12 protein-coding genes are annotated in these 12,579 nt (G+C 65.4%); 4 read left to right on the top strand and 8 right to left on the bottom strand.

The window, feature by feature from the left end; translation table 11 throughout:
• The 4 genes from BLP73_RS17425 to BLP73_RS17410 form a co-directional block, all read left to right on the top strand.
• On the top strand, nt 1–219 hold a 219-nt coding region (locus tag BLP73_RS17425; RefSeq protein ID WP_139166016.1), incomplete at its 5' end, for an integrase core domain-containing protein.
• Between the two features lie 262 nt (nt 220–481).
• A complete protein-coding gene (locus tag BLP73_RS17420) occupies nt 482–1,711 on the top strand; it encodes a serine hydrolase domain-containing protein (protein ID WP_090747816.1) in 1,230 nt (409 codons plus the stop codon).
• Nucleotides 1,712–1,826: 115 nt separating this feature from the next.
• A complete protein-coding gene (locus BLP73_RS17415) occupies nt 1,827–2,309 on the top strand; it encodes a nucleoside deaminase (protein WP_090747813.1) in 483 nt (160 codons plus the stop codon).
• Between the two features lie 305 nt (nt 2,310–2,614).
• On the top strand, nt 2,615–3,124 hold the full coding sequence (locus BLP73_RS17410; protein WP_090747833.1) for an MgtC/SapB family protein: 510 nt from the start codon (nt 2,615–2,617) through the stop codon (nt 3,122–3,124).
• A 406-nt stretch (nt 3,125–3,530) separates the two neighbouring features.
• On the opposite strand, the gene BLP73_RS17405 is transcribed toward BLP73_RS17410, so the two are convergent.
• The 8 genes from BLP73_RS17405 to BLP73_RS17370 form a co-directional block, all read right to left on the bottom strand.
• The gene (locus tag BLP73_RS17405) at nt 3,531–4,259 is read right to left on the bottom strand and encodes an SDR family oxidoreductase (protein ID WP_090747830.1); all 729 of its coding nucleotides are present in this window, start codon (nt 4,257–4,259) and stop codon (nt 3,531–3,533) included.
• Between the two features lie 27 nt (nt 4,260–4,286).
• Nucleotides 4,287–5,006 (bottom strand): SDR family oxidoreductase, encoded by a 720-nt coding sequence (locus BLP73_RS17400; protein ID WP_090747809.1) that lies wholly within the window; start codon nt 5,004–5,006, stop codon nt 4,287–4,289.
• 18 nt (nt 5,007–5,024) lie between these two features.
• The gene (locus BLP73_RS17395) at nt 5,025–6,617 is read right to left on the bottom strand and encodes an FGGY-family carbohydrate kinase (RefSeq protein ID WP_090747803.1); all 1,593 of its coding nucleotides are present in this window, start codon (nt 6,615–6,617) and stop codon (nt 5,025–5,027) included.
• Nucleotides 6,617–7,600, bottom strand: coding sequence for an ABC transporter permease (locus tag BLP73_RS17390; RefSeq protein WP_090747800.1), 984 nt, complete (start codon nt 7,598–7,600; stop codon nt 6,617–6,619). Before BLP73_RS17390 ends, BLP73_RS17395 begins: the two co-directional genes overlap by 1 nt.
• A complete protein-coding gene (locus BLP73_RS17385) occupies nt 7,590–9,092 on the bottom strand; it encodes a sugar ABC transporter ATP-binding protein (protein WP_090747796.1) in 1,503 nt (500 codons plus the stop codon). The genes BLP73_RS17390 and BLP73_RS17385 overlap by 11 nt, the downstream gene beginning before the upstream one ends.
• Before the next feature lie 52 nt (nt 9,093–9,144).
• On the bottom strand, nt 9,145–10,059 hold the full coding sequence (locus BLP73_RS17380) for an ABC transporter substrate-binding protein (RefSeq protein ID WP_090747793.1): 915 nt from the start codon (nt 10,057–10,059) through the stop codon (nt 9,145–9,147).
• Nucleotides 10,060–10,145: 86 nt separating this feature from the next.
• A complete protein-coding gene (locus tag BLP73_RS17375) occupies nt 10,146–11,030 on the bottom strand; it encodes a helix-turn-helix domain-containing protein (protein ID WP_090747790.1) in 885 nt (294 codons plus the stop codon).
• Between the two features lie 365 nt (nt 11,031–11,395).
• On the bottom strand, nt 11,396–12,439 hold the full coding sequence (locus BLP73_RS17370; protein WP_090747789.1) for an NAD(P)-dependent alcohol dehydrogenase: 1,044 nt from the start codon (nt 12,437–12,439) through the stop codon (nt 11,396–11,398).
• Nucleotides 12,440–12,579 lie beyond the last annotated feature (140 nt).

Raw genomic sequence — 12,579 nt, 5'->3', positions numbered from 1 at the left:
AAGCTAAGAGACGAGCTCCTGAACGGCGAGATCTTCTACAGCCTTGCCGAGGCAAAGATCGTCATCGAGGGCTGGCGCAAACACTACAACACAAAGCGCCCACATTCATCCTTGGGATATCGGCCTCCGGCTCCAGAGGCCATGCAATGGCCGGCTCCGCCATCCGGAGCCGCTTCGCCGGCCACCTCAACCATAGCGCCAGGATCTGTCATGCACTAAGACAAGAGATGGACCACCTCATCGGGGCAGGCCACAGGCCAAAGCGTAGGAAGCAAGTCCATGGACATGGTGTGTCCTTCTGCCCACCGGCCCCGCCTCGGATTCGGATGATCCGACAGGGGGGCTATCGCAAGATCGCGGGTGACGCGGCAATGTCGATGAACCACGTCAGCAACGCGCAGCCATGGCGTGCCTCCGAGAGGGCCCCACTTGCACGCCGTCCTGAACTACCGTTTCATGGCTTTAACGGATGGAGGATGGTATGAATCACGGCCCGCTGTCTCGGACGCGTATCCTGCTGACCCTCGGCAGTCTCTGGCTGGTCCCGGGTGCCCTGCAAGCGCAAGATTACCCGCATGCGGAGGAACCCATCGGCACCATCGACGACGTCTATAACGGCCACCTGACGCCGGATCTGGCAGTCAGCACCTTCCGCAACATCGACCGTCTCTTCCCGACCAGAACCATCCCGGCTAGCAACAGCCCCCGCGAACTGCCTGAGGCCCTTGTCGACCTGCCGGACATGGTCAGCTATCAGGTCGATGGGGCGACCTACGACCTCTACGACTTCCTGTCGCTGGACAATGTCACCGGAATGGTCGTCCTCAAGGATGGCGAGGTCGTCTACGAGACCTATCAGCGCGGCAACACGCCCGACACCCGTTGGATGTCGATGTCGGTGGCCAAGTCCATCACCTCGACGCTGGTCGGCGCCGCGATCGTCGATGGCCATATCGACGGACTGGACGACATGGTGGTGGACTACGTCCCCGCACTGGCCGGCAGCGCCTATGACGGGGTCAGCATCCGCGACATACTGCTGATGGCATCGGGCGTCGAGTGGAACGAGACCTACACCGACCCCGCATCGGACCGCCGCGACCTGCTCCGCGCGCAGATCGAGCAGCGTCCGGGCGCCGCGATGGAGGTGATGGCCGCCCTGCCCCGCGCGCATGAGCCTGGCACGCACCACACCTATTCTACCGGAGAGACGCAGGTTCTCGGCGAGGTCGTCCATGGCGCGGTGGGCATGCCGCTGGCGGACTATCTGGCAGAAAAGATCTGGCAGCCCTACGGGATGGAGGCCGACGCCAACTGGTGGCTGGACAGTCCCGACGGGGTTGAGATCGGCGGCAGCGGCCTCTCGGCAAACCTGCGCGATTTTGCCCGCTTCGGGCAGTTCTTCCTGGAAGGCGGGGTGATCGACGGCAGCACCATCCTGCCAGAAGGATGGACGGAAACTGCCGGACAGCCGCAGGAGCTGAAGAGCGGCGATACCATCGAGTATGGCTACATGTGGTGGCCAGGCTGGACCGAGCCGTCCATCGCCGACGGTGCATTCGCCGCCATCGGCATCCAGGGGCAGAACATCTACATCAACCCGACTCGGAACGTCGTGATCGCGACGCACATGGCGCAACCCAAGCCCGTGGGTCGAGAGCCCGTCGACCCCCTGGTTGTGTTCGACGCCATCGCGGCTGCGCTGGACTGATGGTCAACGGGCATCCTTCTTCGACACGCCGCCTGGTCTTCTGTGCATCAGTTGCCCTTTGCAAAACCACCTCTCTCGCAGGACGGTTCGGGACATCGAGCAGGAAGGAAGCGTCATGATCGACGATGCCGATCGGCAGCATCTTCAGCGCTGCGTCGATCTTGCGGCTCAGGCGCTGGAGAGCGGGAACGAGCCATTTGGCTCGGTGCTCGTCTCTTCCGACGGTGACGTTCTGTTCGAGGATCACAACCGCATCGGGGGAGGCGACCACACGCAGCACCCGGAGTTCGCCATCGCCCGATGGGCCGCGAACAACATGGACGTCCAAGAACGGGCCACAGCAACGGTTTACACATCGAGCGAACACTGCCCCATGTGCGCCGCCGCCCATGGCTGGGTCGGACTTGGTCGGATTGTCTATGCCAGTTCGGCAGCCCAAATGACGGAATGGCTTGCCGAACTGGGTGTTCCCGCGTTCCGGGTCCGGCCGCTACCAATCAGCGACGTAATCCGCGATACGACCGTTCAAGGTCCCTTCCAAGAGTTTGCATCGCAGGTCCGTGCGCTCCACGTCCGATCACACAAAGTTCTCGGCTAGCTCCGGTCATACTGCCGCCGATCTTAATGGGACCATCCAACCGGTGATGCCCGGGCTGCAGATCACGACTTCGCTCATCTAGCTGCGCCCTGCGCGAACATCTGGTCTCGAGACGTTGCGCTACGTGCCTCGAAGACCGACGACGAGCGGAGTCGAGTTTCCGTGTCCGGTCGGCTCCCTCTGCGGGCCTTAGTTCGCGCGGTGCGCTGACTAAGATGATGCCGATCGAGCCCACTCGCCAGCAGCGCACTTGCGCAAAACCAGGTCTTATCATCAGTCATGACGATCAGCACGAGGAAGCTACCGTGAATGAAGAGATCTGGTTGACCATTGGGAGCGAGTTCTCCGATCTCCCGGACCTGTCGACCATCACCCGCATCACAGTGCGGTTGATGATCGCCGCGTTGCTCGGTGGCATCCTCGGCTACGAGCGCGAACGAAAGAAGCGAAGCGCCGGCATCCGAACCCATATGTTGGTTGCTGTGGGCGCAGCACTGTTCGTCATTGGCCCACTGCAAAGCGGCATGCCCATTGAGGACATGTCGCGTGTTCTGCAGGGCGTTGTGCAGGGCATCGGCTTCCTGGGTGCCGGAGCCATCATGGTTCGTGCGAAGCAGCGCGAAGTCGAGGGCCTGACGACAGCCGCGAGCATCTGGGCGACCGCCGCCATTGGCGTCATCGCCGGCTTGGGGCTTGAGGCAACTGCGATTTTATCTGCAGGCATCGTTCTGATCATCCTCGGCGTGATACCCGTCATCATGCCGAAAACTTTCGAAGCGGATCCACCACCCGCCGGACAAAGTGACGACCGCTGAGGCACTGTTCCGGCCGAGCATGCTGCGGATGCAATGAGCGGCCGGTTTAGAGAAGCTGCACGGCAGCTCCTCACCGGGCCGACCGTCCGCAATGGGCCGGTCGCTCAATTAATTTCGAGCGCCGCCTTTGGTGTAAATCGACGCAAGCCGACACAATAGGCGCACCGCGCTACGTCCACCGGCCGCCGCGGAATTTTGGTCAGGCACTCCTTGTCGAGCCTCTCGTGAAGCTGCAGAGCAGGAACACTAAATCGGTTGCTCCCACTATCTGCCACTTCATGCCCGGGGGAGGAGAGCCTGACCGACCACCTGCCCATCCAGCATCGTCACGCAACAACTGAGCCGATAACCAGCCCTCGTTCACTGAGCCGGCTGCGGCCAACCGCTCGTCGCATTGACCTTGACGCTAGATATCGAAGTTGCTCGGCAGGACGATCATATCGCGGATGGTGACGTTCCGGGGGCGCGTCAGCATGTAGATAATCGCGTCGGAGACCTCCTCGGGCTCCATGAGCGCGCCGGTGTCCTTCATGTGCTGCAGCCGCTCCGGCTCCCAGTCCGACAGCAGCGCGGAGACGACGGGGCCGGGCGAAACCTGCGCCACGCGCACGCCATGGCCCATCAACTGGCGTCGCATCGTCTGCACGAAGCAGGTCACCGCCCATTTCGAGGCGGAATAGACCGGCTCGACATGGATCGGCGCGTGTCCGGCGATGGAGCAGGTGACGATAATGTCGCCCGACCCGCGGGCAGTCATATGCGGCGCGATGGCGTGGACGTTCTTGATCACCGCGTTGACGTTGAGGTTCAGCATCCGGTCGATGGCCGCGGGGTTCGTGTCCACAAGATCGCCGCCGATATAGCTGCCCGCGTTGCAGAGCATGATGTGCACCTCGCCGACCTTTTCGAGGACCTCAGGCACCATGGCATCGCAGCTCGCAGGATCGAGCAGGTCGGTGACCTGCGAGACGGTGTCGCCGCTCAGTTCCAGCCCCAGCTGCTCCAGCGCGTCGGCGTTGCGGTCGATCATGACGACGCGCGCGCCGGCTGAGAGCAGCGCTCGCGTTGCGGCAAGGCCGATACCCGAGGCGGCCCCTGTGATCGCGGCAGTCTTGCCGCTGAGGGTTACGGACATGTTCTTCTCCTTGAAATGCATATAGCTTCAGACGGCCAAGAAGCCGCCATCCAGCGGCAGCACGGCCCCGGTGATTAAGGCCGCGTCATCCGACAGCAGCAGGCCGATGCTCCGGGCGACGTCTTCAGCCTCGGCGAACTTGCCCATCGGGTGGCGGGCCATCATCGGGTCCTTCTTGGCGGGATCGCTCCAGGCAGCGGCGGCAAGTTCGGTCAGCGTGACGGTGGGGGCAAGTGCCACCACACGGATGCCGTGGGGACCCAGCTCGCGCGCCATGACACGCGTGGCACCCTCCAACCCGGCCTTTGAGGCCGCATAGACGACGTGCTGGTCAAAGCCACGATGGCCCGCGATGCTGGTGACGTTGACGATGGCTCCACCACCTCCGGCCGCGATGCGGGTGCGGGCGAAGGCCTGCGCGCAGATCAGCGCCGTCCGCAGGTTGATGTTCATGACGGTGTCGTAGCCAGCGTCGGTCATGTCGGTGAGGCTTTCCAGCACGTTGGTGCCGGCGCAGTTGACGAGAAGGTCCGCGGTGCCTGCCTCGGCCATGGCGTGGCGTGCCTCGGCGGGATCGGAGAGGTCCGCAACAATGCCACGGCAGCGCTCGCCCAGGCTGTCGAGGTCTGTCTTGGTGCGGCTGATGGCGACGACATCAGCGCCGCGGGACGCCATCAATTGCGCGGTGGCACGGCCAATGCCCTTGCCCGCGCCTGTGATGATGACGGATTTTCCGGTAAACTGCATGCGATCCTCTTGTGTGGTTCAGGGCATCTGGGCGCGGATCTGCCGCGCGGTGTCCTGCAGCGTGACGAAGGCGCGGTATCGTGCGTCGTGCAGGGCACGCAGCTCTCCGGTCGCAGGCTCGAAGGTCTGCGCGACGCGCGACATGGCGGTCATGGTGCTTCGCAGGTCCGGGTAGGCGTCGGCCGCCACCGCGCCCAGCATGGCTGCGCCCAGAAGCACCGGCTCGTCGCATTCGGCCGCATCGACCGGCAGGCCGGTCGCATCCGCCAGAAGCTGGCGGATCAGCGGATGGCGGCCTGCGCCGCCGCTGATGGCGATGCGGCGGACGGGCGCGCCGTGGGCGGTCTGCGTCTCAACGATCTGGCGCAGCCCGTAGCCGAGGCCGCAAAGCCCCGCGACATAGAGCACGACGAGCGAGTCGAGGTCAGTCTCGATCCCCTGGCCCATGATGACCGCGCGGGCCTGAGGATCGGCGAAGGGCGCGCGGTTGCCCAGGAACTCGGGAACGACATGCAGATGGGCAGCCCTGACGGCGGCTGCAGCGGCATCCCTTGCGCGTTCGGCCAGCCATTCGGGCAGCGACATCCTTGCTGCCCGCGCCTCTGCCTCTGCCGCGTCATGTGCGGGATGCAGGGAGATGAGGTGGTCGATGGCCGCGCCCGCGACAGACTGCCCGCCCTCGTTCAGCCACATGCCGGGCACCATGGCCGAGTAGTAGGGTCCCCACACCCCCGGCACGAAGGCCGGCTTCGCGGTGGTGGTCATCGTGCAGGACGAGGTGCCGAAGACATAGCCCACCGCATCAACCGGATCACCCGCCGCCGCGACCGTGCCGACCCCGCCGGCATGCGCATCTATCAAGCCCGCCGCAACCGGGGTGCCGGCCCGCAGCCCCATCGCCCGCGCGGCCTCGGGCAGAAGCCCGTCGCCAAGGCGTGTTCCCGGCTCGACGATCCGGGTTCCGATGCGCGCGAATTCCGCCGCCGCCAGATCTCCAAGACCCACGGAGCGGAAGTAGGCGTCGTCCCACCGCTGCTCGTGGGCCAGATAGGTCCATTTGCAGGTGACCGTGCAGATCGAGCGGGCTTCGCTGCCAGTTGCCTTCCAGGTGAGGAAGTCGGTCAGGTCGAAAAAGTGGCTGGCGGCAGCATAGACTTGGGGACGGTTCTCCTTGAGCCACAGCAGCTTCGGCGTCTCCATCTCGGGCGAGATGCGGCCGCCGACATAGGCCAGCACACCGTGATCGCCCGCGTTGATCCGCGCGGCCTGATCCTTGGCACGATGGTCCATCCAGACGATGATGTCGCGCTCGGGGTGGGCTTCGTCGCCCACCCCGCCGGGCAGATCGCCCGCGACCACCAGCGAGCAGGTCGCGTCGAACCCGAGGCCTCGGACGGCGCCCGGATCGATTTCTGAGGCACCCACCGCCTCGGCCACCGCGTCGCAAACGGCCTCCCAGATCTGTGCGCTGGACTGTTCGGCGATCTCGCCCGAGGGGCGGTGCATCGCGATCTCGCGCTTGGCGCTGGCGTGGAGGGTGCCGCGCCCGTCGAAGACCCCGGCCCGTGCCGATCCGGTGCCGACATCGACGCCGATGAACCAGCCTTCCATCAGCGCCATTCCCGCCCGATATAGATCGCCAGCAGGATGATGAGGCCCTTGATGACGTCCTGCATGTAGGGGTTGATGCCCATCAGGTTCAGGCCGTTGTTCAGGATGCCCAGCAGCACGGCGCCGATCAGCGTGCCGAGGATCAGCCCCCGCCCGCCCGCGATAGCCGTGCCGCCCAGGACAACCGCCGCGATCGCGTCCAACTCGAACCCCACGCCCGCGTTCGGCTGCCCGCTCATCAGGCGCCCCGTCAGAACGATTGCGGCGATGGAGGCAGTGAGGCCCGAGATGCCGAAGACGGCCAGCTTGACCATCCGCGTGCGGACCCCCGACAGGCGCGCCGCAGTCTCGTTTCCGCCGATGGCATAGACGTGACGGCCGAAGGCCGTGCGCTGCAGCAGCACCCAGGCCAGCAGGTAGACGACCACCATGATGATGACGGGCACCGGCACGATGCCGATGCGGCCGACGCCGAACCAAGACACCCAGCCCGGCAGCCCGCTGATCGGGTAGCCGCCCGAATAGATCAGCCCCAGCCCCCGCGCGATGCCCATCGTCGCCAGCGTCACGATGATCGCGGGCATCTTGCCCCACGCGACCAGCGCCCCGTTGAAGAGCCCGAGGCCGACGCCGACCCCCACCGCCGCCAGAAGGCCGATGCCGCCATGCAGGCCCATGTTCACCATCAGCCCGGCCGCGATGGTCCCGGCCAGTGCCATGACCGCGCCCACCGACAGGTCGATCCCGCCGGTCAGGATGACGAAGGTCATCCCCACCGCCAGAATGCCCACGACCGAGACCTGCCGCAGCACGTTCAGGATGTTGTTCACGGTGAAGAAGTTATCGCTGGCGAAGGCCATCAGGGTCGAGACGACGATCAGCCCGACCAGTGGCAGCGCCAGCGGAGAATGCAGCAGCCAGTCCAGCGCGGACTGGCGCGCGCGCGCCTTGGCGGGGGCGCCAATATTGGCGTCATGCGACATGATGAACCTTTCCGGTGGTGGCGTGGGTCATGATCTCTTCCGACGTGATGGCCGAGCCCTCGACGGTGGCGACGATGCCGCCGGACCGGAAGACGCAGACGCGGTCCGACATGCCGATCACCTCGGTCAGCTCGGACGAGATCATGATGATGGCAAAGCCCTGCGCGGTGAAATCGCGCATCAGCTGGTAGATTTCCGCCTTGGCGCCGACATCGATGCCGCGCGTCGGCTCGTCGAAGATCAGGACGCGCATCTGGTGGTTCAGCCAGCGGGCGATGACGACCTTCTGCTGGTTCCCGCCCGACAGCGTGTCGACTCGCGCCGCCGCGCCCTGCGCCTTGACGCGGACCTGGTCCATCGCGGTCTCGGTGCAGGCGCGTTCCTTCTTGAAATCGATGAACCAGTGGCCGCGGCGATACTTGCCGTAGTTGTTCAGCGACACGTTCTGCAGGATCGAGAAGCTGGTGATCAGCCCCTGCTCCTTTCGGCTTTCGGGCAGCAGGCCGATGCCGTGCATCAGCCCGTCCGCGGGATCGCGCAGCCGGCGCTCGGCCCCGTCGATGCGCAGCTTGCAGCGCGCGGCCGGGTATTCGCCTAGCATCGACAGCACGGTCTCGGTGCGTCCCGATCCGACCAGCCCCGCGAAACCCAGGATCTCGCCCGCGCGCAGCTGGAAGCTGGACACCGGGCCGCCGCGGCGCAGCTGCAGCTCGGTCACCTCCAGCACCACGGGGGCCGCGGGATTGGGCAGGGGCTTGGGTGGGAAGCTGTTCTCGATCCGGCGGCCGACCATCATCTCGACCAGCTGGTCGGTAGTGACATCGGCGACGGCGCAACTGCCGACATATTCGCCGTCGCGCAGGACGGTGATGCGGTCGCAGATCTCGAAGATCTCTTCCAGATGGTGCGAGATGAAGACGATGGCGACGCCCGCCGCGCGCAGCTCGCGCATGACCTTGAACAGGTGCTCGGTCTCGGACGGTGTCAGGGTCGCCGTCGGCTCGTCCAGAACCAGGATGCGGGCGTCCAGCGACAGGGCCTTGGCGATCTCGACGAATTGCTGCTCGGCCACGGACAGGCGCGCGATGGGAACGTCCAGCGGCAGGTCGACCTCGAGCTTCTTCAGGATTTCCTCGGCGCGACGGCGCATGGCGCGGCGGTCCAGAAGGCCGAGGCGGTTCTTGATCTCGCGCGCGAGGAACATGTTCTCGACCGCGGTCAGATAGGGGATCAGGCTGAATTCCTGGAAGACGATGCCGACGCCGGCGGCGATGGCCTCGTCGTAATTGGCGAAGCGGCGGTCCTGCCCGTCGATGCTGATCGTGCCGGCACTTGGCTGGATGATGCCGCTGACGATCTTCATCAGCGTGGACTTACCGGCGCCGTTCTCGCCCAGAAGCGCGTGGACCTCGCCAGCGCGGACCTCAAGATCGACGCCGTGCAGCACCTCGATCGGGCCGAAGCTTTTGCGGATGTCCTTCAGTGCCAGCATCTCGTGCCTCCCCGTGATCGGCCGCGCCCCGAGAAGGACGCGGCCTTTGCTCTTACCAGCTGAAGTCGGCCGCATTCTCGGCATCTACCGTGCGCACGTCGATCGGCACCTCGGTCGGCACCACGCGGGCGCCCCAGTATTGCGCCAGCGCCATGCCGAGGCCGACGCGGACCTGATCGCGCGGGAATTGCGCCGTCGTCTGGATGAACGGCCCGCCCTCGGCAATGGCCTGCACCGCTTCCGGCGCGCCGTCGACCGAGGTCAGCTTGATGTCGCGACCCGAGCCTTGGATCGCGGCCAGCGCACCCATCGCGCCACCGTCGTTGACCGAGAAGATGCCGGCCAGGTTCGGATGCGACTGGATCATGTTCTCGACCACGCCGAGCGCGACCGAGCGGTCCTGGCGGCCGTTCTGCGTGTCGACGAGCGTGATGCCCTCATGCTCTTCCAGCGCGGCCTTGCAGCCCTCGACCCGCTCCAGGATCGGAACGACCGGAATGCCGTCGAGGATCGCGACCTCGCCCTGCCCGCCAAGCGCCTCGGCCAGGTAGCTGCAGGACTGGTAGCCCGCGTCGCGGTTCTTCGAGCCGACGAAGCTGTCCACCGGGCCGTTCGCATTCGCGTCGACCGCGACGACGATCACGCCCTGATCCTTGGCCATACGGACGGCGGCCTCGACGCCCGCGCTGTCGGTCGGGTTCAGCAGCAGGATGTCAATGCCCTGCTGCAGCATGTCCTCGACATCCGAGATCTGCTTGGCGACGTTGTGGCCGGCATCGGTCACCACCACCTCGGCCCCGATCGAGGCGGCGGCCTCGTTCAGCGCCTCCTGCATCGAGACGAAATAGGGGTTGTTCATCTCCTGAAAGGTCATGCCGATCTTCAGGCTGTCCTGGGCCATGGCCATGCCGGTCGCCCCGGCCAGGCCAAGCGCCGCGATGGATGCGCTTTTCATCAGGTTCTTCATGGGTTCCTCCCTTGGGTCAGTGACAAGTCATCCCGGTCCCCTGCACAGGCAGCGGCGGTTGCGGGAATTTCGTGGTGGCGGCGGGCTCAGCTGGCCATGCGGATGGTCCGGTTGGCGGCGAAGGTCGTCCGGAATTCCGAGGGCGACATCCGTTTCAGCTTGAGGAAATGGCGGTTGAAGTTCGACAGGTTTGAAAAGCCGACCTCGAAGCAGATATCGGCAACCTTGGCATCCGGGTCCGAGAGCAGCATGTGGCAGGCTAGATCGATCCGCAGCTCGTTGCGGTAGCGCACGAGGGTGGTCCCGGTATGCCGCTTGAACGCCCGGGAAAAGGCGCTCTGGCTCTGGCCGGTCACGAGCGCCAGCTCGGTTTCGCTCAGCGGCTCGTGCAGGTTCTCTCGCAGGTGGCCGATGGCGCGGTTCATCGCATTGTCCTCGACCCGCGCCATGCCAATCACGAAGCTGAGGCTGGCCAGCGACTGCGACGAGGGCGCGTTCACCAGAAGGTCCAGGACCTGAAAGAACAGCCCAAGCCGGCGGGCGCCCCGTGCCTCGATCAGATCTAGCATCAGCGGCCTGACAGCGGCGCTCGTCGCGTCGTCGAACAGCAGACCGCGGCGGCTGCGGTCCAGAAGATGGCGCGCAGCCTCCATCTCAGGAAAGGCGGAGCTGGCGCTCTGGATGAAGGTTTCGGGAAACTGGATGACCACTGTCCGGAGGGGGATGACCTGGCCGGGATCCGTCGTGCTGATCCAGTTCTGCGGCAGGTTCGGCCCCGTCATGATCAGCTGGCCGGGCCCGAAATCACCGACGTGATCGCCGATATAGCAGGTCCCTTTTGTCGCGATGACCAGATGGATCTCGTATTCCGGATGGTAGTGCCAACGAACGGTGCGGAACGGATAGCCATGCGACCACGCCGCGAAGGATTCGCCTTTGCGGATATGAACAAGTTCCAGATCTGGCTGCATCGGCTCCTCCCTTCCGCGCCAGGTCACGACCGCGACGCGGCCCTGCCCCTCCTCGTAGCGCTTTTCCTGAGTCTACATCTTGAAGCCCCGCCCCTCTACGACGAGGCAAAGAAGATGCCGATACTTTTATGACGCTTTGCGGCCGGAATTTACCAGCCAAATCCTGCTGGAGACTGCGCAGCCCGCGGCTCATGCGGCAGCGCAGCGTGGAACTGCTGCGTTGCGGCCCGCTCACCGCAAATTAGATTGCGCAAACACCGCCAAGAGATACATGAACAGACGCGTCAAAGCAGATACATTCCGGGACCGATTGTCGCACGAGACAGAGCCGGCCGCAGCCGGCCCGGTCTGGCGGGTGGCGGCGCTCAGGCCTTCGGCATCTCGATCTGGATCTTCACGTCGCTTTCCCGCCCCTCGGCGGCGCGGTCGAAGGCGGCGATGCTGTTGGCAAACGGCACCGTGGCCGAGATCAGGGGCTTCAGGTCCACTTTGCCCGCCGCGATCAGCGCGATCGCCCGGTCGTAGACATTGGCGTAGCGGAACACCGTCTCCAGCCGCAGCTCCCTGGCCTGAAGGCCCACGATGTCCATCAGCACCGGATCGACCGGCATCCCCACCAGCACCACCGCGCCCCCCGGCCGCGCCAGCTGCGGCAGGCCAAGCACCGCCGGCGCCGCGCCCGAGCATTCGAAGACCACGTCCGCGCCCCAGCCCGCCGTCGCCGCGGCGATAGCCTCGGCCGCGGGGACGCGGCGGATGTTGACCGTCTCGATGCCGGGATAGGCGCCGATGATGTCCAGCTTGGGCTGGGCCAGGTCGGCGACCAGCACCTTGGCGCAGCCCCCCGCCAGCGCGGCCAGCGCAGTCATCATCCCGATCGGCCCCGCCCCCAGCACCATGCCCACATCGCCCGGCTGGATGCGGGCGCGCAGCGCGGCCTGCATGCCGATGGCGAAAGGCTCGACCATCGCGCCCTCGGCGAAGGTGACATGGTCCGGCAGCTTGTAGGTATAGGCGGCCGGGTGGACGACATGCGGCGTCAGGCAGCCATGGACCGGCGGCGTCGCCCAGAAGGTCACCTCGGAATCGACATTGTAGATCCCCATCTTCGCCGCGCGAGAGGCCGGGTTCGGGATCCCCGGCTCCATGCAGACGCGATCGCCGACCTTCAGATGGCGCACCCCGGCCCCGACCTCGACCACCGTTCCCGCGGCCTCGTGCCCCAGCACCATCGGCGCGGTGACGACGAAAGGGCCGATCTTGCCATGGGTGTAGTAATGCACGTCCGAGCCGCAGATGCCGACCGTGTGGACCGCGATGCGCACGTCGTCGGGCCCCACCGCCAGATCCAGCGGAATGTCCCGCAGCGACAGATCGCCCTTGCGTTCCAGAACCAGCGATGTCGGCATGTTGCTCTCCCTTCCAAACGTTTAAACGTGCCGCAGCCTTTTGCCCGGCGAAAATGAACGACAACAGCATCACGCAGACGTCGTAAATTCCCCTGACGAGGAATAGCGCCGAAAATTCGTGGAGACGGAATAATACTATA

The sequence above is a fragment of the Paracoccus tibetensis genome (genome assembly GCF_900102505.1).
In the GTDB taxonomy this organism is placed as follows: Bacteria; Pseudomonadota; Alphaproteobacteria; order Rhodobacterales; family Rhodobacteraceae; genus Paracoccus; species Paracoccus tibetensis.
This window is presented reverse-complemented; position numbering and strand designations above follow the sequence as displayed.